Raw genomic sequence first — 23,432 nt, forward strand, 5'->3', positions numbered from 1 at the left:
CCGGTTGATCGCCCGCCGCGGCAGGCGACCGGTTGCGCGATCAGCTGCCCTTCGCGATGCGATCCTCGATGTGCTGCGCGCGGCTCGCCGACGACGGGTGCGAATCCATCATCGAGCTCTTGCCGCCGTCGAGCTTCGCCAGCTTCTGGAATGCGGTGACGAGGCCCTTCTGGTTCATGCCCTTCTGCTTCATCAGGTCGAACGAGTAGTCGTCGGCCGCGCTTTCCTGCGTCTGCGAGAACTGCGCATTGATGAACTTCTCGGTGATGTCGCCGAGCTGCGAGCTCGTCAGCGCCGCCACGCCCGGCGATGCCGCGCCGGCCGCGGTGCGCGCCGCGCTGACCGCGTAGGCCGTCTGCATCGCCTTCTTCGAGTGGCCGAGGGCGACGTGGCCCATTTCATGGCCGATCACGCCGCGCAGCTCGTCGTCGTTCATCTGGTCCATCAGGCCGCTGTACACGCGCACGCAGCCGTTGCCCATCGCCCACGCGTTGACGTCCTTGGTCATGTAGACCTTGTAGTTGATCTTCTGGCCGTTCAGCGTCATGTCGCCGAAGCCCTTCATCACCTTCGTCAGGCGCTTCGCGTATGCGCTGTTCGCCGGCGCGATCTTCGATTCGGCATCGCTCGCCTTGCACGAGTCGTTCGACAGTGCGGCGATGTCGCTGTCCGACAGCGTCGCTGCCTTGTACAGGCTGGTCCCCGCCGACGTCAGGCTGTTCGCGTCAAGGCTCTGTACCCCGCCGCACGCGCTCAACAGAAACGCCACGCCACACGCTGCCACCGCTTTCTTGAGTTGCATCCCGGAATCCCTCGATAGTTGTATTTGGGAGCGGCGATTTTGCATAATCCGGCAGAAAATTACCAGATGTTTACATCAGATGACACGTTGATTACTCAACGAACAGGAACGAAGCGGCGCGTCGGCACGGGATTGACGACGGAAAACGGAGCAATCGCCGCAACCGGGCGACGACCGGAACGGGAAACGGGCAGGCTCAGGCCGTCTGGTCGTGGCGTCGCGTCAGCCGCCGCGCGACCAGCATCGGCAGCCGCACCGCGAAGCCGGTGAACAGGCGCAGGTGCATCCACGCGAGCAGCGCGTTGTCGCGGCCGTAATGGAAGTGCGAGACGCCGCCCTCGTGGCGGCCGAAATAGCGCACCGGCGCGTCGATGCGGATCGGCCGCACGCCGGCCCAGCACAGCCGTACGGCCGCCTCGGGATCGAAGTCGAAGCCGCGCATCCACGGCTGGCGGCGCATGATCGCGGCCAGCGGCGCGACCGGATACACGCGAAACCCGTACAGCGAATCGCCGATCCCGGCCCACAGCGTCTCGAGGTCGGCCCACGCGTTCGACAGGCGGCGCCCCTGCACGCGCAACTGCGGCGCGCTCGCGTCGAACTTCGGCACGCCCAGCACCATCGCGTCGGGCGCGGCCTGCGACGCGGCCATGAACGCGGGAATCAGGTCGGCCGGATGCTGGCCGTCGGAATCCATCGTCAACACATGCGTGAAGCCGCTCGCGGCCGCCGCGTCGAGCCCGGCGAGCACCGCGGCGCCCTTGCCGCGGTTCTCCGGCAGCACGATCACGCGCAGCCCCGGGTCGCGCTCGGCCATCGCCTGCAGCCGTTCGGCGCTGCCGTCGGTGCTGCCGTCGACGACGACCCACACCGGATTCCACTGCGCGCGGGCATTGCGCACGGTCGTGTCGACCTTGGCACCCGGGTTGTAGCTCGGAATCAGGACGAGATGGGTGGACGAGGCGTGCAGCTTGGACATGGAAACGGCCGATTGCGAAGACGGGGATCCTGACAAAAGTTTATGACTTGCCGGCGACCGTCGGCAGGCTTCGTCGACGTCACCCGCGTGCCGGGCCGGTTGCTCGATCGTGAGGTTTTCCCGCTTCATGACAACCATGCCTCCTGATGACCCGCGCTGGCCTCGATCTCGACCAGCAGGTCGTCGCGGCACACGTCCGCATGGACGACGAGCGGCCGCACGCCGGGGCCGGCCGCCTCGCGCAGCACGCGCTCGATCGCGGCCAGCGCCGCCGCATCGCCGGCGTCGCGCACGTAGACGCGATAGCTCAGGTCGGCGAGCGAGAACGGGCCGTGCCCCTGGCGCGCGGCCTGCTCGAGCACGGCCGCAAGGTTCGCGACCGTCTCGCGCGTTTGCGCGACGACGTCGCCGTGATGCACGGTGCGGTGCCCGACGATGCTCGCGGTGCCCGACACGAACAGCACCGGCGCGGCATCGCGTTGCGGCCATGCGGCGGCGCGCGCGAACGTCGGCGCACGCGGGCCGTACTGCGCCGGATAGTGATACGCGCTGACCTGGCGCGGGTTCTCGACCGGATCGGCCGGCGTGCGGCTCGCGAGGAAATGGATCGCGAGCGGCGCGGCCGGCGATGCATCGCCCGCGACCGGCACGACCGAGCCGAGCGCGCATGCGGCCGGCACGCCGCCCGTCAGCGCGCGGCGGCACGCATCGAACGCGTGCTGGCGGCCGATATTGAACTGACGATAGCGCTCGATCCCGAACTGCACCGCGTTGATCGCCGGCACGGTATTCCAGATGCGCAGCGGATGCGGCATGCCGAGCGAATCGAGCACGTCGAACAGTGCGCGGTATGCGTCGTGGGTCGCGCGTTCGAGCGGGGTGCCGCCGTCGTGCGATTCGTTCGCCTCACGTGCTGCTTCGTGCACGACGATGCTGCCGAACACGAGGCCCGCCGTTTCGCTGTACCGATAGTGCAGCGCGCCGCGACGTTCGCTGCACAGGTCGCGCGCATGGCATTGCCAGATTTCGCAGACGGCGTCGTCCGGCGCGATGCCGGCGCCGAGCAGCGTCATCGGCACCGGGGCGACCGGCAGGTCGGGCACGACATCGGCCAGCATCCGTGCCGCCGCGTCCGCTCGTGATTCGGCGTGCGATGCCGTGTCCGCGCCAATGCACACCGCACCCAACGCGCCGGGAAGCGCGCGCTCGAATCCATCGCCACGACCACGCGCATCGTGCAGCAACGCGGCGAGCCGCGCATGGCTCATCCGGACGAGCCGCAATGCGCGGCCGCCGCCATGCGCGAGCGCTTCGCCTGATCGCGATGCGACCGGCCCGGCCGCCGTCTGCCCGCGCACGGCGGGCGCGGTGGAGGACGACAGGGAACACGGGCGCCATTCGGCGTCGACTGGATGCACGGACACTTCGATTTCCTCACTATGCGGCGCAGGCCGCGCAACCTCGCGGCCTGCGCCGCGTTGCGTTACGTCACGCCGACGCTGCGCGCTTCGTCAGGCGAGCCCGCCGTTGACGGACAGCACCTGCCCCGTCACATAGGCCGCGGCGTCGGACACCAGGTACGCGACCATCGCCGCGACTTCGTCGGGCCGGCCCGCACGCTGCGCGGGCACGAGCTGCTTGATGCGTTCCGCGGGAAACGCCTGCTCGGCCATCGGCGATTCGATGATGCCGGGCGCGACCGCGTTCACGGTGATGCCGCGCGACGCGAGCTCCAGCGACAGCGACTTCGTCGCGCCGATCAGCCCCGCCTTCGCGGCCGCGTAGTTGACCTGGCCGCGATTGCCGGTCACGCCGGCCACCGACGCGAGGTTGACGATCCGGCCGCGCCGCGTGCGGATCATCGGCAACAGCAGCGGCTGCGTGACGTTGAAGAAGCCGTTGAGCGTCACGTCGAGCACGCTGTGCCATTGCCGGCGCGACATGCCGGCCATTGGCGCATCGTCGTGAATGCCCGCGTTGTTGACGAGGATCTGCACCGGCGCATCGTCGATGAACGGCTGCAGCGCGGCGAGCGTCGCATCGGCGTCGGTCACGTCGAACGCGATCGCGTGCGCGGTGCCGCCGGCCGCGACGATCTGCTGCGCGACCGCCTCCGCCTGCGCGAGATGGCGGTTCGCATGCACCCACACTTCGTGGCCAGCCTGCGCGAGCGCCGTGCAGATCGCCTGCCCGAGTGCGCCGCTGCCGCCCGTCACGAGAGCCCGCATCGAATTGCTCCGTTCATCGCGTTCCCCCTCGATCGACGCGGCCGCGTATCGTCTGCCGATCGCGGCCGCCTGCCGTCATCACCTGCACGTCGCGCCCGTGGCGCGACACCGTCACTTCGTGCGGTGCGCGGCGACGTACGCCGCCAGTGCACCGAGCGTCGCAAAGATCTTTTGATTGTCCGGATTGTCCGAACGCAGCTCGAAGCCGTATTTCTTCGAGATCAGCAGCGCGATTTCCAGGATGTCGATGGAGTCGAGCCCGAAACCCTCGCCATACAGCGGGGTCTCGGCCGTCACGGTTTCGAGCGTGACGTCTTCGAGATTCAGTTCGCCGATGATCAGCGTGGCGAGCTCTTGTTCCAGTGCGTTCATCATGCGTGCGGGCAGGCGGCCCGTGGCAGCGGAAGGTGCCCGGAAACGGCTGTCGCCATGCACGCCCGGCGCGTGCGAATCTCCGTCCCTCCGGCGTCTGCCGGCTTCCCCGCCTGCTTTATTGGGGATTGTTTGTAAAAGTTACGCGGATTCTAGACGAACGGGTATCGGGCCGTATACCGCCAATGGTTACAGACTGGCGAGCCGGCTCCGCGGCCCGTTTCGGGACCCGAATGCATGAGACGCTTGAGCCGCTTTGGATGGAAATGGACCGACCCCGCGAAACCGTTCGTCCCGCGCCATACAATCGGTTACAAAACCCGTTCGCGCCCGCCCCGAACACGCGGTGCCGCGGCCCTAAAATGAGCGTGCCCGACCACCGGCCCGGACCCGCGTCCCGGCCGCCATTCATATGATGTTTGACGGCCCGACCACCGCGTCCGGCCACGATCCGCCCGATGTCGCCAGTCATGCCGCGCCCGTCCTTCCGCTCCGTTCCGGTTCGCCCGTCCGCCCGCTGCCGCCCGGCCGCCGGGCATGCGTTCGCGCGCCGTGTGCGCGGAGGCCGCCGATGAGCCGGCTGCTGCCCGTCGCGCCTGTCGCTCGCGGCATCGCCGCGGTCGGCGCCGTCGCGGCGTACCAGGCCGGCGCGCACTACGCGGCCGCGACACCCGGCGCGCACGGCTTCGGCCTCGCGATGGCGCTGGTGCCGCCGCTGCTGCTCGCGCTCGGCGCGGCGCTGCGCTCGCCGCATCGCGCATGGCTCGTGCCGGCGTGGCTGCTTGCCGCCACCGTGCTGTGGGCCGCGCGCGTGCCGCTCGCCCGGCATTTCGAATGGGGCCTGTATCTGGAACACGCGAGTTTCAACCTCGCGATGGCGCTGCTGTTCGGCCGCACGCTCGCCGCCGGCCAGGTGCCGCTTTGCACGCGCTTTGCGACGATGATCCACGGCGCGATCACGCCGGCCGTCGCGCGCTACACCCGGCAGATCACGCTCGCGTGGACGCTGTTCTTCGTCGCGATCGCCGCCGTGTCGACGCTGCTGTTCGCGACCGCGCCGATCGTCACGTGGTCGACGTTCGCGAACTACCTGTCGCTGCCGCTCGTCGCCGTGATGTTCGCCGCCGAGCATGCGTGCCGGCGCTTCGCACTGCCGCACGAACCGCGGCCGCGCATGGTCGATGCGGTGCGCGCGTATCGCGCGACGACGCACGCATCGCAGCCGTCACGATGAATTCACGGCCGGCGCGCCGCGCCAGCCTTCGCTCCCGTTTCGACCGATTTATGCCGACTCACCCGCTGGTTTTCCATTCGTCGCCGGACCAGACGATCGCCTGGCGCGACGGCGCGCCCGTCACCGTGCGCGCATTCGTCGCCGACGTCGCCCGCGTGGCCGCCGCGCTGCCCGCCGGCGGCCACGTGTTCAACGTGTGCCGCGACCGTTACCGCTTCGCGGTCAGCCTGTGCGCGGCACTCGTTGCCGGCAAGATCAGCCTGCTGCCGTCGACGCACACGCCGGAAATGGTGCGCCAGCTCGCATCGTTCGCGCCCGACGCGTTCTGCCTGCACGACGCACCCGACTGCGCGATCGACCTGCCGCGCTTCGCGTACCCCGATGCCGCCCCCGGCGAGCGCGCGAGCGATGCGCCGTTCGTCGTGCCGCAGATCGATGCGGCGCGGATCATGGCCTACGTGTTCACGTCCGGCTCGACCGGCGCGCCGGTGCCGCACCGCAAGACCTGGGGCTTCCTGGTCGGCTGCGTGCGCGCGGCGGCCGACCGCCTCGGGCTGCTCGACGGCCGCGCGGCCACGCTGATCGGCACGGTGCCCGCGCAGCACATGTACGGCTTCGAGTCGACGGTGCTGCTCGCGCTGATCGGCGGCCTCGCGTTCAGCAATCGCCAGCCGTTCTACCCGGTCGACATTCGCGACGAACTCGCTGCGATCCCGCAGCCGCGCGTGCTCGTCACGTCGCCGATCCATCTGCGTGCGCTGCTGGCGGCCGGCCAAGCGCTGCCGCCTGCCGCGCTCGTGCTGTCGGCCACCGCGCCGTTGTCGGAAAAGCTCGCGTGTGAAGCCGAGGCCGCGCTCGACGCGCCGCTCGTCGAGATCTACGGCAGCACCGAAACCGGCCAGATCGCGACCCGCCGCACGTCGCGAGGCGCGACCTGGGCGTTGTTCCCGGGCATCCGGCTCGACGCGCGCGACGAACCGGCGAGCGACGACGGCGAGCCGACGATCTGGGTGTCGGGCGGGCACGTCGAGGCGCCCGTGCCGATGGGCGATGCGCTCGAACTGCTCGGCGACGGCCGGTTCCTGCTGCACGGCCGCAAGGCCGACCTCGTCAACATCGCCGGCAAGCGCACGTCGCTCGCGTACCTGAACCATCAGCTCAATGCGATTGCGCAGGTGATCGACGGCGTATTCTTCATGCCCGACGAAGCCGCACCCGCACCCGCCCACGCCGGCGCGGGCCTCGAACCGGTCACGCGCCTCGTCGCGCTGGTCGTCGCGCCGACGCTCGCGGCCGCCGATCTGCAGCGCGCGCTGCGCGAGCGGATCGATCCCGCGTTCATGCCGCGCCCGCTCGTGTTCGTCGACGCGCTGCCGCGCAACGAAACCGGCAAGCTGCCGCGCGACGTGCTCGCCGCGCTCGTTGCGCAACATGCGCGCACCGCAGCCGCGCCGACGCCCATCCGCGACCCGGCCGGCACGCCCGCGCCGGCGCTCGGGTTCACGATCCCCGCCGATCACCCGGCACTGCCCGGCCACTTCCCCGGCCATCCGGTCGTGCCGGGCGTCGTGCTGCTCGATCACGCGATCCATGCGATCGGTGCGGCGCTCGACCGTCCGCTGCACACGTGGCGGCTCGGGTCCGCGAAATTCCTGAGCCCGGTCGCGCCCGGCGAACCGCTCGATCTCGCGTACGACGCCGCGGCGAGCGGTGCGATCCGCTTCACGCTGCGCGCCGGGGCGCGCGAGGTCGCGAGCGGCGTGCTGTCCGCGCCGCCGGCCGCGCAGGATGGCGCGCAGCCATGAAGCGCACCGCGTGGGCCGAACGCCAGGAGCGCAGCAACGCAGGCTTGCTGCGCGCGATGACGTGGATCTCGCTGCGCTTCGGCCGGCAGCGCGCGCGCGTCGTGCTGCATCTGATCGCGACGTATTTCGTGCTGTTCTCGCCGGTCGCGTGCGCGGCGTCGCGCGACTACCTGCGCCGCGTGCTCGGCCGCCCCGCGCGCTGGCGCGACGTGTACCGGCACGTGTTCACGTTCGCGGCAACGATCCACGACCGCATCTACCTGATGAACGGACGCTTCGACCTGTTCGACATCCGGCTGCACGGTGAAACGCTCGTCGACGACGCGCTCGCGGGCGGACGCGGCGCGTTCCTGATGGGCGCGCATCTCGGCAGCTTCGAGGTCGTGCGCGCGATCGGCCGCACGCACCCGGACCTGCGCGTGGTCGTGACGATGTACGAGAAGAACGCGCGCAAGATCAACGCGACGCTCGCCGCGGTGAATCCCGCCGCGCAGCCGGAAGTGATTCCGCTCGGGCAGGTCGACTCGATGCTGAAGGTGCGCGAGCGCCTCGACGCGAACTGCATGGTCGGCATGCTCGCCGACCGCACGCTGCTCGACGACGCGGCCGCGTCGCTGCGGCGGCTGCCGCTGCTCGGCACGCCGGCCGCGTTCCCGCTCGGGCCGCTCTACATGGCCGCGATGTTGAAGCGTCCGGTGATCTTCATGACGGGCCTCTATCGCGACGGCAACCGCTACGATGTGCACTTCGAGACGCTCGCCGATTTCTCCGACGTGCGGCGCGACGCACGCGCGGCGGCCGTCGACGCGGCACTCGCGCGCTACGTCGCGCTGCTCGACCAGTACTGCCGCGCGGCGCCGTACAACTGGTTCAACTATTTCGACTTCTGGCAAGGCGGCGATGCCGCGACCGCAACCGTGACCGCTCGCAGCGACGCTGCATGCGCCGGTGCCGGCCTGGCCGCCACGAGGGATTCCGACGCATGACCGCCGTTCGCCGCTGCCTGCCCACGCTCCCGTCCACGCTGCGTCGCGCCGTCCGCACGCTGGCCGTCGCCGTCGCGGCAACCGCCGCCATGGCCGCGCTGGCTGCAACGCCCGCGCAACCGGCCGACACGGCGCCGGCGTGGAATCTCGACCGGTTGATGTCGACGCTTGCGCAACACAAGTCGGGGCGCGCGACATTCACCGAGACGAAGACCCTGTCGATCGCGACGCAGCCGGTCGAGTCGTCGGGCGAACTCGTGTTCGTCGCGCCCGACCATCTCGAGAAGCACACGCTGAGCCCGAAGCCCGAACACCTCGTCGTCGACGGCGACATGCTCACCGTCGAGCGCAACAACCGCAAGTTCACGCTCGCGCTCGCACGCTATCCGGAACTCGGCGCGTTCATCGACAGCATCCGCGCGACGCTCGCCGGCAACCGCTTCGCGCTCGAACAGGTGTATAAGGTCGCGCTCGCCGGGCGCGGCGACGACTGGACGCTGACGCTCACGCCGCTCGACTCGCGGATGCTGAAGGTCGTCAGCACGATCACGCTCGACGGCACGCGCGACGTGTTGCGCAGCGTCGCGATCCGGCAGGCGGATGGCGACCGCTCGGTGATGCGGCTGCAACCCGTTCCGGCGAACCCGAACTGATGGACGAACGCACCCGGCCCCCCGCGTCACCGGTCGCGCGCCGCCGGCACGCGCTGCGGCAGCGTGCCGTGCTCGTGTGGCTGCTCGCGCTCATCGCATGCGGCGTCGCGATCGGGCGCGCGCACTTCACGGCCGACCTGTCCGCGTTCCTGCCGAGCGCGCCGAGCGCCGGGCAGCGCGTGCTCGTCGACCAGTTGCGCGACGGCGTCGTGTCGCGGCTGATCCTGGTCGCGATCGACGGCGGCGATGCCACGACGCGCGCCGCGCTGTCGCGACGCGTCGCCGGCGCGCTACGCACCGATCCGCAATTCGCGGCCGTTCACAACGGCGAAGCCGCGAACGACGCGCGCGATCGCCAGTTCATCTTCGATCACCGCTACCTGCTGAGCCCCGCCGTCACGCCGCAGCGCTTCAGCGCCGCCGGCCTGCATCAGGCGCTCGGCGACAGCCTCGACCTGCTGAGTTCGTCGGCCGGCCTCGTGGCCAAGGCGATGCTGCCGCGCGACCCGACCGGCGAAGTCGCCACGCTCGTCGACCAGTTCGACAGCGCGGCGGAACCGGCGAGCCGCGACGGCGTGTGGGCATCGCGCGACGGCACGCGCGCGGTGCTCGTCGTGCAGACGGCCGCCGCCGGGTCCGACACCGACGCGCAGGCCCGCGCGATCCACACCGTGCGCGATGCATTCGCTGCCGCCAGGCAGGCCGTGCCGAACGCCGCCGCGACCACGCTCGCGATGACGGGCCCCGGCGTGTTCTCGGTCGACACGCGTGACACGATCCGGCACGACGTCGAGCGGCTGTCGACGGCGAGCGTCGTGCTGATCGTCGCGCTGCTGCTGACGCTGTACCGTTCGCCGCGCACGCTCGCGCTCGGCTTGCTGCCGGTGCTGACGGGTGTCGCGGCTGGCATCGCGGCGGTCAGCCTCGCGTTCGGCACGGTCCACGGGCTGACGCTCGGCTTCGGCACGACGCTGATCGGCGAAGCCGTCGACTATTCGATCTACCTGTTCGTGCAATCGGCGCAGGCCGGCACGCGCGGCACGGCGCGCCCGGCCGACGCGACGCGCGCATGGGTCGCCGCGTACTGGCCGACGATCCGGCTCGGCGTGCTGACGTCCGTGTGCGGGTTCGCGTCGATGCTGTTCTCCGGATTCCCGGGCCTCGTGCAACTCGGGCTGTATTCGATCGTCGGGCTGACGGCCGCCGCGCTCGTCACGCGCTTCGTGCTGCCGCACCTGCGCGGCGAGCAGGTCGCGATCCGCGACGTGTCGCGCGTCGGCGCCGTGCTCGCGCGTGCGGCCGACGCCGCGCCGCGGTTGCGCTGGCCGCTCGCTGCACTGGTGATCGCCGCGGCCGCGACGCTCGTGCTGCATCGCGACGGTTTGTGGAGCCGCGAGCTCGCCGCGCTCAGCCCCGTGCCGGCGCAAGCGCAGGCGCTCGACGCGCGGCTGCGCGCCGATGTCGGCGCGCCCGATGTGCGCTATCTCGTCGTGATTTCCGCATCGACCGAACAGGCCGCGCTCGAAGGCGCCGAAAAGGTAGCCGCGCAATTGCAGCCGCTCGTCGACCGGGGCGCGCTCGCCGGCTTCGAAAACCCCGCGCGCTACCTGCCGAGCGACGCCACGCAGCGCGCACGCCAGGCGAGCCTGCCGGATACCGACGTGCTCGCCGCGCGGATGCGCGACGCCGTCGCGAACCAGCCGATCGCGGTCAAGCCCGACCTGTTCGCACCGTTCATCACCGACGTCGGGGCCGCGCGCCACGCACCGCTGCTGACGCGCGCGGACTTGCGCGCCACGTCGATGGCGCTCGCCGTCGATGCGCTGCTGACCGAACGCGACGGCCGCTGGAGCGCGATGCTGCCGCTGCGCGCGCCGGATGCCTCCCGCGCCGCGCAACCGGCATCGAGTCTCGATGCCACGCCGATTCGCGAAGCCGTCGCGCGCGCGGGCGTTCCCGATGCGCTGTTCGTCGACATGAAGGCCGAAGCCGATCGCCTGTACGTGAGCTACGTGCACGAGGACCTCCGGCTGTCGCTCGCGGGTTTTGCCGCGATCGCCGTGCTGCTGCTGATCGCGCTGCGCTCGCCGCGCCGCGCCGTGCGCGCGCTCGCGCCGCTCGTCGCGGCCGTGCTGGTCGTGACGGCCGGCTTCGCGCTCGCCGGCGTGCAGCTGACGATCCTGCATCTCGTCGGGATGCTGCTGATCGTCGCGGTCGGCTCCAACTACGCGCTGTTCTTCTGCAAGCGCGACGACGCGCAGCCCGTCACGCCGTACACGCTCGTGTCGCTGCTGATCGCGAACCTCGCGACGGTCGCCGGCTTCGGGCTGCTGGCGCTGTCGCGCGTGCCGCTGCTCGAAACCTTCGGGCTGACCGTCGGCCCGGGCGCGATGCTCGCGCTCGCGTTCGCGGCGATTCTCGCGCCGCGCGCGGCTGACGGTATGGCCATCAACCGTCATCGAGGAGGCCGCGCATGAACGCGCCGTCGTCCGCTCCGTCGCGACAGCCCGGCGATACGCGCCGCTGGAAGCCGACGCCGCTGATCGCGGGCACGGCCGCGCTGCATGCGGGCGCGGCGGCGGCCGTCGTCGCGCAGCCAGCCGCGTGGCCGTGGGCGGTCGGCGGCGTGGTCGCGTCGCATCTCGCGCTGACCGCCGCCGGCCTGTGGCCGCGCAGCACGCTGCTCGGCCCGAACTGGACGCGCCTGCCGGCCAACGCCGGCCGCCGCATCGCGCTGACGATCGACGACGGCCCGGACCCGAACGTCACGCCGCGCGTGCTCGACCTGCTCGACCGTTACGACGCGCGCGCGACGTTCTTCTGCATCGGCGATCTCGCGCGCCGTCATCCGCGCTGGATCGAGGCGATCGTCGCACGCGGTCACGCGATCGAGAACCACAGCCAGCGGCACCGCCACACGTTCTCGCTGTCGGGGCCCGCCGCGCTGCGGCGCGAGATCGCGGCCGCGCAGCAGACGCTGACCGAGCTCGCCGGCACACGCCCGCTGTTCTTCCGTGCGCCGGCCGGCCTGCGCAACCCGTTTCTCGAGCCGGTGCTGTGCGAGCTCGGCCTGCAGCTGGCGAGCTGGACGCGGCGCGGCTTCGACACACGCGCACGCGATGCGGCGACCGTCACGCGCCGCCTGCTGCACGGCCTCGCCGCGCGCGACATCCTGCTCGTGCACGACGGCCACGCGGCGCGCGATGCGCGCGGCGAACCGGTCGTGCTCGACGTGCTGCAAGCGGTGCTGCGCGCGGCTGCCGATGCGCAATTGCACTGGACCACGCTGCGCGCGGCGCTCGCGCCGCAGCCGCCCGGCGGGCCGGGCGACCCGGCCAATTCGGCACCCCCGTTTGATAAAATCTGACCTCGAACGGCGCGCGTGCCAGCCCTGCTGCGGCGCCCGTTCCGGCCACCGGATGCGACCCTCGTGAAACCTCTCCTGCTCTCGCACTTCACCGCCACCAGCTGCCTCGGCCGCGGCCTCGATGCGACCCTCGATGCGCTGCGCGACGCGCGCGGCGGGCTCACACCCTGCGACTTCGAAGGTGCGGATCTCGACACGTGGATCGGCGCGGTGGACGGCGTCGATGCGCAGCCCGTGCGGGCCGATCTCGCCGACTTCGCGTGCCGCAACAACCGCCTCGCGCAACTCGGCCTCACGCAGGACGGCTTCGACGCACGCGTCGCGGCAGCCGTCACGCGCTACGGCGCGGCGCGCGTCGGCGTATTCATTGGCACGAGCACGGCCGGCATCCTCGAAACCGAGCACGCGTACCAACGCCGCGATCCCGCGAGCGGCGCGCTGCCCGCCGACTTCCGCTACGCGCACACGCACAACCCGTATTCGCCGGCCGCGTTCGTGCGCGCGTTTTTCGCGCTGCGCGGGCCGGCGATGGCGATCTCGTCCGCGTGCTCGTCCGGCGCGAAAGTGTTCGGCTCCGCGCGCCGCATGATCGAGGCGGGCTTGATCGACGCGGCCGTCGTCGGCGGCGTCGATTCGCTGTGCCTGACGACGCTGTACGGCTTCAATTCGCTCGAGCTGCTGTCCCGCCAGCCGTGCCGGCCGTTCGACGTCGCGCGCGACGGCATCTCGATTGGCGAAGCCGCCGCGTTCGCACTCGTCGAACGCGTGCCGGAGCCGCCCGCCGCACGCGACGCCGATGCGATCCTGCTGCTCGGCATCGGCGAATCGAGCGACGCGCATCACATGTCGTCGCCGCATCCGGACGGGCTCGGCGCGCGCGTCGCGATCGAGCAGGCGCTAGCATCCGCCGGCCTGGGTGCAACCGACATCGACTACGTGAACCTGCACGGCACCGCGACGCCGAGCAACGACGCGGCCGAAAGCCGAGCGATCGGCGCGCTGTTCGCCAGCACGCCGTGCAGCTCGACGAAGGGAGCGACCGGCCATACGCTCGGCGCGGCGGGTGCGCTCGAGGCCGTCGTCGCCGCGCTCGCGTTGCGCGAGCAGTTCGTGCCGGCCGGCGTCAACACGACACAGCCCGACCCGGCACTCGCCGCCGATTACGTGCTCGCGAGCCGCGATACCCGCGTGCGCGCCGTCCTGTCCAATTCGTTCGGCTTCGGCGGCACGAATTGCAGCCTGATCCTCGGCCGCGCCGACCACGCCCGCCGTTGAGGCCCGCCATGACACTCACCGCCTTCATCGAAAGCATCGGCCTCATCGGGCCCGGACTGAACGACTGGCCGCACGCGGCCGACGTGCTCGCCGGCCGCGTGCCGTATGCGCCCGCCCGCACCGAGCTGCCGCCGCCGGCCGGCCTGCCGTCGGCCGAGCGCCGCCGCACCGGCCCCGTCGTGCGCGTGGCGCTCGCGGTCGGCCACGAAGCGGCGGCCGCGAGCGGACGCGACGCCGCGACGCTCGCGACCGTGTTCAGCGCGTCGGGCGGCGACGGCCAGAATTGCCACGCGATCTGCGAGACGCTGGCGGGCGACGATCGCCAGCTGTCGCCGACGCGCTTCCACAACTCCGTGCACAACGCACCGGCCGGCTACTGGAGCATCGCGACCCGCGCGATGGCGACGTCGAACGTGCTGTGCGCGCACGACGGCAGCTTTGCCGCGGGCCTGCTGGAAAGCCTGTGCCAGGTCGTGGTCGATCGCGTGCCGACCCTGCTGATCGCGTACGACACCGACTATCCGGAACCGCTGCACGCAGTGCGCCCGATCGGCGACGCGTTCGGCGTGGCACTCGTGCTCGCGCCCGAAGCAAGCGAGCGAGCGCTCGCCCGCATCGACGTGCAGCTCGCCGACGCGCCCGCCACGCCGCTCGCGCGTGCCGAACTCGACGCACTGCGCGCCGGCAATCCAGCCGCGCGCGTGCTGCCGCTGCTCGACGCCATCGCCGCGCAGCGTTCGACGCGCGTCGTGCTCGACTACCTGGCCGATACGCGCATGCAGGTCGACGTCGCGATGCCGGACACGTTCGCGGAGCGCGCGTGATGACCGCGACGAGCCCGCTCGCGCCGCCGCTCGACCATGCATGGATCGCCGCGCACATTCCGCACGGCGGCGCGATGTGCGTGCTCGATACGGTCGATGCTTGGGATGCCGCCCGCATCCGCTGCACCGCGACGAGCCACCGTGATCCGCACAACCCGCTGCGCTCGCACGGACGGCTTGCCTCCGTCTGCGGGATCGAATACGCGGCGCAGGCGATGGCCGTGCACGGCGCGCTGCTCGGTGCGCACGAAGCGCGCCCGCGCGTCGGCTATCTGGCGAGCGTGCGCAACGTCGACGCATTCGTCGACCGGCTCGACACGTTCGCGCAGCTGCTCGTCGTCGAGGCGGAACGCGTGAGCGGCGACGCCCGCTCGGTGCTGTACGGCTTCGCACTGCGCTGCGGCGATCGCGTACTGCTGTCCGGCCGCGCCGCGGTGATGCTCGACGCGTTGGCAGCCGGCGATGCGAATCCTCGATGAAGCCGCTTACTCAAGAGAAGGAAACCAGGTCGTGAAAGTTCGTCAGTTCATTGGCACCGCGCTCGTTCTGGCGCTGATCAGCCCGATCGCGCACGCGGACATGTCGGAAGTGAAGCAGGACATCAAGCGCGATTCGAAGGAAGCCGCGCACAAGACCGGCGAGGCGGCCCGCAGCTTCGGCCACGCGACCGCGAGCGCCGCGAAGGCCGTCGGGCACGGGGTCGCACACGCGTCGCGCGAAGGCTGGGATGCCACCAAGCGCACGACGAAGCGGATCTTCCACAAGAACGACTCGGGCGAGTCGGGTGGAAAGAGCGAAAAGAACGATTGATCAAGGGCATCGCGCGCATCGCCGCAGGCAGGCGCGCGATGCGTGACCGCTCGTCAATCCTGACGCGTCACTGCCGCAATGCCGCCGCCGTCAACGCGCGCCGCGCAGGCGGCGTGCCGGCCGGGCCCGCCCGCGTGCGAAGCACCTGCCGTACGCGACGAGCGAGCAATCGCGATGATCGAAGTTGCGCAGCAGCCGCGCACGGCGCCGCTCGAGCCAGTAGAGCGAGATTGCCATCGTCAGCGCGACGGCCAGTGCCGTGCCGCCGATCGCGAGTCCCATGCAGGTATCGCCCATGCCTTCTCCGGAATGCGAAGCCGAAGCGGCGCGCCTGCCGCCGCCTCGGCACTGGATAGTGCGGAACGCGGCCCGGCAGGTGCGCGCACGCCGCCGGGCCGCCCCGCGTCAATGCATGTGCTGGCCGCCGTTGATCGCGATGTTGGAGCCCGTCACGAAGCCGGCCTCCTCCGAGCACAGGTAAGCCACCAGCGCCGCGACTTCCTCGGGCTTGCCGAGCCGGCCCGCCGGAATCTGCGGGAGGATCTTCGAGTCGAGGATGTCCTGCGGGATCGCCGTGACCATCTTCGTCGCGAGGTAGCCCGGCGACACCGTGTTCACCGTCACGCCCTTGCGCGCGATCTCGAGCGCGAGCGATTTCGTGAAGCCGTGCATGCCGGCCTTCGCGGCCGCATAGTTGGTCTGGCCGACCGACCCCTTCGAGCCGTTCACCGACGAGATGTTGACGATGCGGCCCCAGCCGCGCTCGACCATGCTTTCGCAGACCGGCTTCGTCATGTTGAACACGGAATCGAGGTTGGTGCGGATCACCGCATCCCAGTTGACCTTGTCGAGCTTGCGCAGCGTCATGTCGCGTGTGATGCCCGCGTTGTTCACGAGAATGTCGACCGGGCCGACGTCCCGCGCGATCTTCTCGATGCATTGCTGGCACGAATCGTGATCGGCCACGTCCACCGGATACGCGTGGAACTCGCGGCCGGCCGCGTGCATCTCGGTCAGCCAGCGGTCCGCGCCGGTGTTGTTCGGCGAATACGTGACGACTACCCGGTGGCCCGCGTCGTTCAACCTGATGCTGACCGCTTCGCCGAGGCCGCCCATTCCACCAGTCACTACTGCAATTCGCTTAGTCATCCTATTAATTACCGACAAAAAAGTAATCGATCAAGGCGGAGCGGCGGCGTCGCTCACGCTGCCGCCCCACCGCTTCGATGCGCAGCCGCCCGCGTCGCGGGTGCGGCACGCACCGGCACCTCGCGCTTGTTGTTGACTGCTTGTCGTGCGCGAAAACCGCTGCGCCCGCGTGCGGTGCTGGCCGCTGCCGCACGCGGGACGAGTCGTCAGACCCTGCTCAGGCGCGCTCGACCGCGAGCGCGACACCCATCCCGCCGCCGATGCACAGCGACGCCAGCCCGCGCTTCGCATCGCGCTTGGCCATCTCGTGCAGCAGCGTCACCAGGATCCGGCAACCCGACGCGCCGATCGGATGCCCGATCGCGATCGCCCCGCCGTTCACGTTCACCTTCGACGTGTCCCAACCCATCTGCTTGTGCACCGCCAGCGCCTGCGCCGCGAATGCCTCGTTGATCTCCATCAGGTCCAGGTCGCCCGGCGTCCAGCCCGCGCGCTCCAGGCACCGGCGCGATGCCGGCACCGGGCCCATCCCCATCACGCTCGGATCCACGCCCGCGTTCGCATACGCCTTGATTCGCGCCAGCGGCGTCAGGCCCAGTGCCGCCGCCTTCTGCGCCGACATCACCAGCACCGCCGCCGCGCCGTCGTTCAGCCCCGACGCGTTCGCCGCCGTCACCGAGCCGTCCTTCGAGAACGCCGGCTTCAGCCCGGCCAGCGATTCCGCCGTCACGCCGTGACGCACGAATTCGTCGGTGGCGAACTGCAGCGGCTCGCCCTTGCGTTGCGGAATCGCCACCGGCACGATTTCATCGTCGAAGCGGCCGGCCTTCTGCGCGGCTTCCGCCTTGTTCTGCGACAGCGCCGCGAACGCGTCCTGCTCCTCGCGCGTGATCCCATATTCCTTCGCGACGTTCTCCGCCGTGATGCCCATGTGATACTGGTTGTACACGTCCCACAGGCCGTCGACGATCATCGTGTCGACCAGCTTCGCATCGCCCATCCGGAACCCGTCGCGCGAGCCCGGCAGCACGTGCGGCGACGCACTCATGTTCTCCTGGCCGCCCGCGATCACGATGTCCGCGTCGCCCGCGACGATCGCGTTCGCCGCCAGCATCACGGCCTTCAGGCCCGAGCCGCACACCTTGTTGATCGTCATCCCCGGCACTGCCGTCGGCAGCCCGGCCTTGATCAGCGACTGCCGCGCCGGGTTCTGCCCGGAACCGGCCGTCAGCACCTGGCCCATGATCACTTCGCTGACCTGCTCGGGCTTCACGCCCGCACGCTCCAGCACCGCGCGGATCACCGTCGCGCCCAGCTCGGGCGCCGCAATCTTCGCAAGCGAGCCGCCGAATTTGCCGACCGCGGTCCGCGCGGCCGATACGATCACTACATCCGTCATGTCCAGTTCCTGCATCGAAATCAGTTCGTCGTTTTGACGCCGGCGCGTGCCGGCCTCGGCTGGCGATCGCGCATCCCGGGCCATTCGGCGCGATAGCGATCGCACGCCGCCGTAGAGCGCGCGGCACCCGTTCGAACGGGCGGCACACCGGTACGGCTCGCCGGTTCACCGGCGCCTTGCGGCATACCGGACGTTCGCCGGACGCCACGCGGCACACGCGGCGTCCGGCGCCATCCGGCGCCGATCAATTCGTGTCGCGCCCGTGCGCGACACGTGCTTGCGCGTGTCGCGCCCGTGCGCGACACGTGCTTGCGTGGCTACGCGATTACGCAGCCGATTCGCGTGCGGCCGCGGCGTCCTTGCGTGCGGCGGCAGCCGTTTGCTTCGCGCCACGCGTGGCCGTTTCGCTGACCGCATCGAAGCCGCTCTGCGCGGCTTCGATTGCCTGGCCGGTCGCGGCGCGAACCGAATCGGCTGCGGCGGTCGCCGCCGACAGCGCCGAGTTCAGCGCGGCCACCACCGGTGCCGAGCCGGCCGGCGCATGCTTCGACAGTTCGCCGAGCACGTCCTTCAGGCGCTTGTCGTTCTGTTCGTATTGCGCTTGCGCGACCTTCGCCCATTCGGACTGCGTCGACACCGCGATGTCGAACAGATGGCGACCGTACGACACGGCCTTGCCGGCCGCTTCCTGCGGTGCAGCGACTTGCTGCGCGAAGCCCACGGCCGGGTTGCTGCTGTTGAATGCGTTCTTCAGCTTGTCCTCGTATTCCTCGAGCGCCGTCCGGGCCGCTTGCAGGTTGAGTTCGACGACAGCCTCGAAACCTTGGATCGCCGGACGGGCAATCGCGAACCACGCTGCAATACCGGATTGATATTCGGCGTTGATTTTTTCGGGGGCAAATACGGACATCGGGCACGCTCCTGTTAGCAATGCGAGAGACGACGTAAAGAAAATTGGAAGCCGGATCGACAGCAGGCTTCCTTATTGACAACCCGGCACTTATTTGAGTGCGGGAAGTTGAAGGAACCCATTCTAGATCGATTAATTGTCAATTAAATGGCATTAATGCTAGGTGTAAACCCTTATTCCCATCCAGACGATCGCTGGAACCCGGGATGCGCCGACATCGCAGACGAGGCGGCGCATGCACTCCGTCCCGCAATGCATTTTTACCTTTTTACAGGATAACGGATCATGACGTTGCGCAACATTTACCAATTCATTATTCCGTTTATTAGAAAACCGGGGCGCATTGAAAATGTAGCGATCACTTATGTAATCGTTTTTCTGGATTTATTATGAAATCGTTTTCGGGATTATTAATGACGAAATCAATGATCGGATGAATTACGGTCGCAATAAAAAAACGGCCGCATGATGCGGCCGCGGATTCGTCAGGCAGGTGCGGAATCAGCCGGCCAGTTCGCGATGCAGCGCGAGGAACTCCTGCGCGAGCTTGTGCCCGGGTTCCAGATGGATCACTGGCTTGGACTGCTGATGCGACTCGCGAATCTTCACCGACGCCGACAACCTCGACGCGAGCACCGGCAGCCCTTCCTCGACGAGTTCGTCGACCAGCCGCTGCGGCAGGCTCGCCCGCGGCTGGAACTGGTTGATCACGATCCCTTCCACCTCGAGCGCCGCGTTGTGGTCCTGCTGGATTTCCTTCACGTTCTCGAGCAGCGTGTACAACGCTCGGCGCGAGAAATCGTCGCAGTCGAACGGGATCAGGCAGCGCTCGACCGCGATCAGCGCCGAGCGCGTATAGAAATTCAGCGCGGGCGGCGTGTCGATATACACGGCGTCGTAGGTGTCGAGCTCGTTCAGCGCGTCGCGCAGCTTGTAGATCTTGTAGCGCGACTCGAGCTTGCCGTGCAGCGTGTCGAGCTCCGGATGCGCGGGCATCACGTCGAGCCCTTCGAACGGGGTCGGATGAATGAACGACGCGACGTCGACCGGGCGGAAGTTGAAGGTCAGCGCGGTTTCGAAGAAATCGGCGACACCCGGCTGCGCGTCGGCTGCGGCGTCGCCGAGCAGGTAGCGCGTGGAGTTCGCCTGCGCATCGAGGTCGATGACGAGCGTGCGCAGCCCTTCGCTCGCGCTGATCGCCGCCAGGTTGCAGACGATCGTCGATTTGCCCACGCCGCCCTTCTGGTTGAATACCACCCGCCGCATTGTGTCTCCTCGATCGAATACGTCGAAAAGACAAGCTTAGCCGGTCAATAATGGCGGTCGCGTGACGCAGGTCGAATTGTGCGCATTCTGGCACGGGGTGTATCAGCGGCGCGTCACCGGCCCCGATACGTACTCGTTGCCCGCCACGCTCCAGCGCCACGGCAGATCCGTGCCGACACGAATGCCGATGCGCGGCCCGCCCGCCAGATCGGCGGGCGGCGCGATGCCATCCTCGACGATCGCGAACCCTTCGTGCGCACCGATCAGGTCGACACCGTCGTGCGCGCCGGTGATCCCCATCGCCTGGGTCAGCCGTGCCGGCCCCCGGCACAGGTCGCGATCGCGCGTCCGCGGTGGCCGTGCCGCACGCATCTGTTCGAGCCCTTGCAGCGGCTCGAGCGCGCGAATCAGCACGCCCGTTCCCGCGCCATCCGGGCCGCACACGCAGTTGCAGCACCAGTGCATGCCATAGGTGAAATAGACGTACAGGTGCCCCGGCGGCCCGAACATCGTCGCATTGCGCAGCGTCTTGCCGCGGTAGGTATGCGCAGCCGGGTCGATCGCACCGGCATAGGCTTCCACTTCGACGATCCGCCCGGCACGGCCGTCCGCGGCCGCGAGGATCTTGTTCAGCAGTTGCGGCGCAACGTCGGTGGCGACTCGGTCGAAGAATGCGCGCGGCAGCACGGTGCCCGGCCACCGGGGCGAGGGTTCACCGCGCCGCATCCTGCCCCTCCAGTTGGAGACCGGAAACGGCCTTCGCCTGCAGACGAAGCTGACGGTATGCGTCGACCAGATCGTCGAGGCCGAACGCGAGGTTTCGCCCGCTCGGATTGGGCAGCACCCAGACGCTCGCCCCCTGCATCCGGGCCGGTTGCAGCCCCCACTCGATTTCTCGCTGCCCGGAAAGCGCGGAGTACGCCGCCTTGCCGAGAAAGGCGACGAAGCGCGGCGCGTAGCGCGCCAGCTTCTGGTCGAACTCCGCAGCCGCGGCGATGAATTCCGCGCGCGAAAGCTGATCGGCGCTCGCGGTCGGCCGCTTCACCACCGCGGTCAGGCCGCAGCCATATCGAAGAATCGCGCGATCGTCCTGCGGCGAGATTTCCGCCGGCATGAAGCCCGCGAGATGGATCACGCGCCAGAAGCGGTTGCTTCTCCCCGCGAAGTGGTGCCCGGTGGCGGCCGCGGTCAGGCCCGGGTTGATCCCGCAAAACAGCACGTCGAGATGCGGAGCGATGAGGTCGGGAAGTTCGTCAGCCACGGTTTGCCTGGCGAGCAAGGAACATCGACGTAAACGAAACAAGGCCCGAAGGCCCGGGCCAAGCAGCTGGCTTGACTCGGACGTTCGGGCCCATCGTGTGCGGGATGCCGACTTGCCGATCAGAACGGAATATCGTCGTCCATCTCGTCGAAGCCGCCGCCTGCCGGTGCGCTCGGACGGCTTTGCGCGCCGCCGCCTGCACCGCCACGCGCTGCGCCGCCGGCACGACCGCCGCCGCCACCGCCACGCTCCATCTGCTCGCCACGGCCACCGCCGCCACCGTAGCCGCCGCCGTAACCGCCTTCGTCACCGCCACCACCGCCGCCGCCGCCCGCACCGCGGCCGCCGAGCATCTGCATCTGGTCAGCGACGATTTCGGTCGAGTAACGGTCCTGGCCGTCCTGACCCTGCCACTTGCGCGTGCGGATGCGGCCTTCGATATAGACCGACGAACCCTTCTTCAGGTACTCGCTGACGATTTCCGCCAGGCGACCGAAGAACGCGACGCGATGCCACTCGGTCATTTCCTTGAAATCGCCGCTAGCCTTGTCCTTGTAGCGGTCGGTCGTCGCGAGACGGATGTTCGCAACCGCGTCGCCGCTCGGCAGGTAACGGACTTCAGGATCGGCGCCGAGATTGCCGACGAGGATGACCTTGTTGACGGATGCCATGTGTTTCTCCAGTAAATTCGATGCCGGGCCGCCCGCTCATGCTGTCGGTGCGGCCCGCCGGGCAAGCCGGCGAAAGTCGCCGGGGCCTGCCCGAAGTAAGTTCAGGCCTTGCGCGGCGGCGCTTTCATGCTGGCCGCGATTATAAGCCACGCGGCAACGAGCCCCGAGCACGTGTAGAAGACCATATTGGCCCCACCGTGCTTCAGCAGCCAGCCGCCCACGATGCCGCCGAGCGCGAGCCCGATCGACTGCGTGGTGTTGTAAACACCCGTGGCCGCGCCCTTGCGCGAACCGGGCGCGAGCTTCGACACGAGCGACGGCTGCGACGCTTCCAGGATGTTGAAGCCGAGGAAGTAGACGAAAAGAACCGCCGCCACAATCAGGATGGTATGCGGCGCGCTGCCCAGCAGCAATTGGCCGATCAGGATAGCCAGGATGCCGCCGAGCAGCACCGGCTTCATCTTGCCCCGTTTTTCCGCGACGATGATCGCCGGGACCATCATCACGAACGCGAGCCCCATCACCGGCAGGTAGACCTTCCAGTGCGAGGCGACCGGCAGGCCGCCGTCGACGAGCAGGCGCGGCACGACGAGGAACAGCGCCGTCTGCGTCGCGTGCAGCACCAGCACGCCGAAGTTCAGGCGCAGCAGCTCGACGTTGTGCAGCACCTCGGCGAACGGCGCGGGCACGTGCACGGGCTTGGCCGCATCGGGCACGATCCACAGCACGACGCCGATCGCGAGGATCGACAGCACGCCGACGATCGCGAACAGCCCGCTCATCCCCACCCAGTGGAACACGATCGGCGCACCGACGATCGCGACCGCGAACGACACGCCGATCGAGCCGCCGACCATCGCCATCGCCTTCGTGCGGTTCTGCTCGGAGGTCAGGTCGGCGATGAACGCGAGCACCGCGGACGACACCGCGCCCATCCCCTGGATCACGCGGCCGACGATGATCCACGTGATGTCGTGCGCGGACGCGGCGACGAAGCTGCCGATCGCGAAGATCACGAGGCCGGTCGCGATCACCGGCTTGCGGCCGAACTTGTCGGACGCCCAGCCATAGAAGATATAGAACAGCGACTGCGTGACGCCGTAAGCCCCGAGCGCGATGCCGACGAGCAGCACGTTGTCGCCGCCCGGGATGGTTTTCGCGTAGACCGAGAACACCGGCATGATCATGAACAGGCCGAGCATGCGCAGCGCGAAGATCGCCGCGAGCGACGTGGTCGCGCGCAATTCGGGCGCGGTCATGCGGGAAGACGTGGCAGACGGATTGGACATCGGGAATGAATTTCGAATGATCGGAATGTCCGCCCGACACCGGGCGGCGGAAGATCAGGACCAGCGGGCCGGGAGGCTTGGCCGGCAACACGTCGGGGCAGGATTCAGGCAGCCCGCAGGCCGCCCGGAACCGCGCGGCGCGGCCGCTGCGG

The 23,432-nt window shown here is 69.4% G+C and carries 24 protein-coding genes; 10 read left to right on the top strand and 14 right to left on the bottom strand.

The genetic code is table 11. The annotated features are described in order from the left end of the window. Positions 1–40 precede the first annotated feature (40 nt). The 5 genes from CFB39_RS15370 to CFB39_RS15390 all read right to left on the bottom strand — a co-directional run bounded on the left by CFB39_RS15370 (position 41) and on the right by CFB39_RS15390 (position 4,381). Entirely contained in the window at positions 41–802 is a 762-nt protein-coding gene (locus CFB39_RS15370) for a M48 family metallopeptidase (protein ID WP_089446404.1), read from the bottom strand. Between the two features lie 196 nt (positions 803–998). Then, a complete protein-coding gene (locus CFB39_RS15375) occupies positions 999–1,781 on the bottom strand; it encodes a glycosyltransferase family 2 protein (RefSeq protein WP_069248854.1) in 783 nt (260 codons plus the stop codon). 125 nt (positions 1,782–1,906) lie between these two features. Then, the gene (locus CFB39_RS15380) at positions 1,907–3,205 is read right to left on the bottom strand and encodes an endoribonuclease L-PSP (protein ID WP_089473559.1); all 1,299 of its coding nucleotides are present in this window, start codon (positions 3,203–3,205) and stop codon (positions 1,907–1,909) included. An 87-nt stretch (positions 3,206–3,292) separates the two neighbouring features. Continuing rightward, complete coding sequence (gene fabG, locus CFB39_RS15385) at positions 3,293–4,009, bottom strand: 3-oxoacyl-ACP reductase FabG (RefSeq protein WP_089473560.1); 717 nt, start codon at positions 4,007–4,009, stop codon at positions 3,293–3,295. Positions 4,010–4,120: 111 nt separating this feature from the next. After that, complete coding sequence (locus CFB39_RS15390; protein ID WP_039360173.1) at positions 4,121–4,381, bottom strand: phosphopantetheine-binding protein; 261 nt, start codon at positions 4,379–4,381, stop codon at positions 4,121–4,123. 571 nt (positions 4,382–4,952) lie between these two features. Between CFB39_RS15390 and CFB39_RS15395 the strand changes: the two genes are divergently transcribed. The 10 genes from CFB39_RS15395 to CFB39_RS15440 all read left to right on the top strand — a co-directional run bounded on the left by CFB39_RS15395 (position 4,953) and on the right by CFB39_RS15440 (position 15,335). Continuing rightward, positions 4,953–5,615 carry a hypothetical protein gene (locus CFB39_RS15395; RefSeq protein ID WP_089473561.1) on the top strand — a complete coding sequence of 221 codons (663 nt, stop codon included), beginning with the start codon at positions 4,953–4,955 and terminating at the stop codon, positions 5,613–5,615. Between the two features lie 50 nt (positions 5,616–5,665). Continuing rightward, on the top strand, positions 5,666–7,420 hold the full coding sequence (locus CFB39_RS15400; RefSeq protein WP_089473562.1) for an acyl-CoA synthetase family protein: 1,755 nt from the start codon (positions 5,666–5,668) through the stop codon (positions 7,418–7,420). Further along, on the top strand, positions 7,417–8,406 hold the full coding sequence (locus CFB39_RS15405) for an acyl-CoA synthetase (protein WP_089473563.1): 990 nt from the start codon (positions 7,417–7,419) through the stop codon (positions 8,404–8,406). Before CFB39_RS15400 ends, CFB39_RS15405 begins: the two co-directional genes overlap by 4 nt. Next, positions 8,403–9,059, top strand: coding sequence for an outer membrane lipoprotein carrier protein LolA (locus CFB39_RS15410; RefSeq protein ID WP_089473564.1), 657 nt, complete (start codon positions 8,403–8,405; stop codon positions 9,057–9,059). Before CFB39_RS15405 ends, CFB39_RS15410 begins: the two co-directional genes overlap by 4 nt. Beyond that, positions 9,059–11,536: an MMPL family transporter gene (locus CFB39_RS15415; RefSeq protein ID WP_089473565.1), complete on the top strand. Its 2,478-nt coding sequence runs from the start codon at positions 9,059–9,061 to the stop codon at positions 11,534–11,536. Before CFB39_RS15410 ends, CFB39_RS15415 begins: the two co-directional genes overlap by 1 nt. Beyond that, positions 11,533–12,426, top strand: coding sequence for a polysaccharide deacetylase family protein (locus CFB39_RS15420; protein WP_089473566.1), 894 nt, complete (start codon positions 11,533–11,535; stop codon positions 12,424–12,426). Before CFB39_RS15415 ends, CFB39_RS15420 begins: the two co-directional genes overlap by 4 nt. Positions 12,427–12,489: 63 nt before the next feature. Further along, positions 12,490–13,701 (top strand): beta-ketoacyl-[acyl-carrier-protein] synthase family protein, encoded by a 1,212-nt coding sequence (locus CFB39_RS15425; RefSeq protein WP_089473567.1) that lies wholly within the window; start codon positions 12,490–12,492, stop codon positions 13,699–13,701. Between the two features lie 8 nt (positions 13,702–13,709). Further along, positions 13,710–14,525, top strand: coding sequence for a beta-ketoacyl synthase chain length factor (locus CFB39_RS15430; protein ID WP_089473568.1), 816 nt, complete (start codon positions 13,710–13,712; stop codon positions 14,523–14,525). After that, entirely contained in the window at positions 14,525–15,004 is a 480-nt protein-coding gene (locus CFB39_RS15435) for a hotdog family protein (protein ID WP_089473569.1), read from the top strand. Before CFB39_RS15430 ends, CFB39_RS15435 begins: the two co-directional genes overlap by 1 nt. Next, positions 14,988–15,335: a hypothetical protein gene (locus tag CFB39_RS15440; RefSeq protein WP_089426337.1), complete on the top strand. Its 348-nt coding sequence runs from the start codon at positions 14,988–14,990 to the stop codon at positions 15,333–15,335. The genes CFB39_RS15435 and CFB39_RS15440 overlap by 17 nt, the downstream gene beginning before the upstream one ends. A 90-nt stretch (positions 15,336–15,425) precedes the next feature. Here CFB39_RS15440 and CFB39_RS15445 read toward each other — a convergent pair whose 3' ends face one another. The 9 genes from CFB39_RS15445 to CFB39_RS15485 all read right to left on the bottom strand — a co-directional run bounded on the left by CFB39_RS15445 (position 15,426) and on the right by CFB39_RS15485 (position 23,280). After that, positions 15,426–15,632: a hypothetical protein gene (locus CFB39_RS15445; RefSeq protein ID WP_089473570.1), complete on the bottom strand. Its 207-nt coding sequence runs from the start codon at positions 15,630–15,632 to the stop codon at positions 15,426–15,428. A gap of 108 nt (positions 15,633–15,740) precedes the next feature. Further along, positions 15,741–16,484, bottom strand: a complete 744-nt coding sequence (phbB, locus tag CFB39_RS15450) for an acetoacetyl-CoA reductase (protein ID WP_041492959.1) — start codon at positions 16,482–16,484, stop codon at positions 15,741–15,743. A gap of 217 nt (positions 16,485–16,701) precedes the next feature. After that, on the bottom strand, positions 16,702–17,883 hold the full coding sequence (locus CFB39_RS15455) for an acetyl-CoA C-acetyltransferase (RefSeq protein WP_089473794.1): 1,182 nt from the start codon (positions 17,881–17,883) through the stop codon (positions 16,702–16,704). A gap of 325 nt (positions 17,884–18,208) precedes the next feature. Beyond that, positions 18,209–18,793, bottom strand: coding sequence for a TIGR01841 family phasin (phaP, locus tag CFB39_RS15460; protein ID WP_089473571.1), 585 nt, complete (start codon positions 18,791–18,793; stop codon positions 18,209–18,211). A 501-nt stretch (positions 18,794–19,294) separates the two neighbouring features. After that, on the bottom strand, positions 19,295–20,059 hold the full coding sequence (locus tag CFB39_RS15465; protein ID WP_039345972.1) for a ParA family protein: 765 nt from the start codon (positions 20,057–20,059) through the stop codon (positions 19,295–19,297). Between the two features lie 102 nt (positions 20,060–20,161). Further along, entirely contained in the window at positions 20,162–20,785 is a 624-nt protein-coding gene (locus CFB39_RS15470) for a DNA-3-methyladenine glycosylase (protein WP_089473572.1), read from the bottom strand. Further along, positions 20,772–21,320 (bottom strand): G/U mismatch-specific DNA glycosylase, encoded by a 549-nt coding sequence (gene mug / locus CFB39_RS15475; RefSeq protein WP_089473573.1) that lies wholly within the window; start codon positions 21,318–21,320, stop codon positions 20,772–20,774. The genes CFB39_RS15470 and mug overlap by 14 nt, the downstream gene beginning before the upstream one ends. 119 nt (positions 21,321–21,439) lie before the next feature. Further along, a complete protein-coding gene (locus tag CFB39_RS15480; protein ID WP_089473574.1) occupies positions 21,440–21,991 on the bottom strand; it encodes a single-stranded DNA-binding protein in 552 nt (183 codons plus the stop codon). Positions 21,992–22,092: 101 nt separating this feature from the next. Next, a complete protein-coding gene (locus tag CFB39_RS15485) occupies positions 22,093–23,280 on the bottom strand; it encodes an MFS transporter (protein ID WP_089473575.1) in 1,188 nt (395 codons plus the stop codon). Positions 23,281–23,432: the final 152 nt, after the last annotated feature.

The organism is Burkholderia sp. AU6039 (assembly GCF_002223365.1).
GTDB lineage: Bacteria > Pseudomonadota > Gammaproteobacteria > Burkholderiales > Burkholderiaceae > Burkholderia.

What these genes read in the sequence shown, in the direction of transcription:
- CFB39_RS15370 (WP_089446404.1), bottom strand. Translation starts at nt 802, where the DNA reads ATGCAACTCAAGAAAGCGGTGGCAGCGTGTGGCGTGGCGTTTCTGTTG.
- CFB39_RS15375 (WP_069248854.1), bottom strand. Translation starts at nt 1,781, where the DNA reads ATGTCCAAGCTGCACGCCTCGTCCACCCATCTCGTCCTGATTCCGAGC.
- fabG (WP_089473560.1), bottom strand. Translation starts at nt 4,009, where the DNA reads ATGCGGGCTCTCGTGACGGGCGGCAGCGGCGCACTCGGGCAGGCGATC.
- CFB39_RS15390 (WP_039360173.1), bottom strand. Translation starts at nt 4,381, where the DNA reads ATGAACGCACTGGAACAAGAGCTCGCCACGCTGATCATCGGCGAACTG.
- CFB39_RS15395 (WP_089473561.1), top strand. Translation starts at nt 4,953, where the DNA reads ATGAGCCGGCTGCTGCCCGTCGCGCCTGTCGCTCGCGGCATCGCCGCG.
- CFB39_RS15400 (WP_089473562.1), top strand. Translation starts at nt 5,666, where the DNA reads ATGCCGACTCACCCGCTGGTTTTCCATTCGTCGCCGGACCAGACGATC.
- CFB39_RS15405 (WP_089473563.1), top strand. Translation starts at nt 7,417, where the DNA reads ATGAAGCGCACCGCGTGGGCCGAACGCCAGGAGCGCAGCAACGCAGGC.
- CFB39_RS15410 (WP_089473564.1), top strand. Translation starts at nt 8,403, where the DNA reads ATGACCGCCGTTCGCCGCTGCCTGCCCACGCTCCCGTCCACGCTGCGT.
- CFB39_RS15415 (WP_089473565.1), top strand. Translation starts at nt 9,059, where the DNA reads ATGGACGAACGCACCCGGCCCCCCGCGTCACCGGTCGCGCGCCGCCGG.
- CFB39_RS15420 (WP_089473566.1), top strand. Translation starts at nt 11,533, where the DNA reads ATGAACGCGCCGTCGTCCGCTCCGTCGCGACAGCCCGGCGATACGCGC.
- CFB39_RS15430 (WP_089473568.1), top strand. Translation starts at nt 13,710, where the DNA reads ATGACACTCACCGCCTTCATCGAAAGCATCGGCCTCATCGGGCCCGGA.
- CFB39_RS15435 (WP_089473569.1), top strand. Translation starts at nt 14,525, where the DNA reads ATGACCGCGACGAGCCCGCTCGCGCCGCCGCTCGACCATGCATGGATC.
- CFB39_RS15440 (WP_089426337.1), top strand. Translation starts at nt 14,988, where the DNA reads ATGCGAATCCTCGATGAAGCCGCTTACTCAAGAGAAGGAAACCAGGTC.
- CFB39_RS15445 (WP_089473570.1), bottom strand. Translation starts at nt 15,632, where the DNA reads ATGGGCGATACCTGCATGGGACTCGCGATCGGCGGCACGGCACTGGCC.
- phbB (WP_041492959.1), bottom strand. Translation starts at nt 16,484, where the DNA reads ATGACTAAGCGAATTGCAGTAGTGACTGGTGGAATGGGCGGCCTCGGC.
- CFB39_RS15455 (WP_089473794.1), bottom strand. Translation starts at nt 17,883, where the DNA reads ATGACGGATGTAGTGATCGTATCGGCCGCGCGGACCGCGGTCGGCAAA.
- phaP (WP_089473571.1), bottom strand. Translation starts at nt 18,793, where the DNA reads ATGTCCGTATTTGCCCCCGAAAAAATCAACGCCGAATATCAATCCGGT.
- CFB39_RS15465 (WP_039345972.1), bottom strand. Translation starts at nt 20,059, where the DNA reads ATGCGGCGGGTGGTATTCAACCAGAAGGGCGGCGTGGGCAAATCGACG.
- CFB39_RS15470 (WP_089473572.1), bottom strand. Translation starts at nt 20,785, where the DNA reads ATGCGGCGCGGTGAACCCTCGCCCCGGTGGCCGGGCACCGTGCTGCCG.
- CFB39_RS15480 (WP_089473574.1), bottom strand. Translation starts at nt 21,991, where the DNA reads ATGGCATCCGTCAACAAGGTCATCCTCGTCGGCAATCTCGGCGCCGAT.
- CFB39_RS15485 (WP_089473575.1), bottom strand. Translation starts at nt 23,280, where the DNA reads ATGTCCAATCCGTCTGCCACGTCTTCCCGCATGACCGCGCCCGAATTG.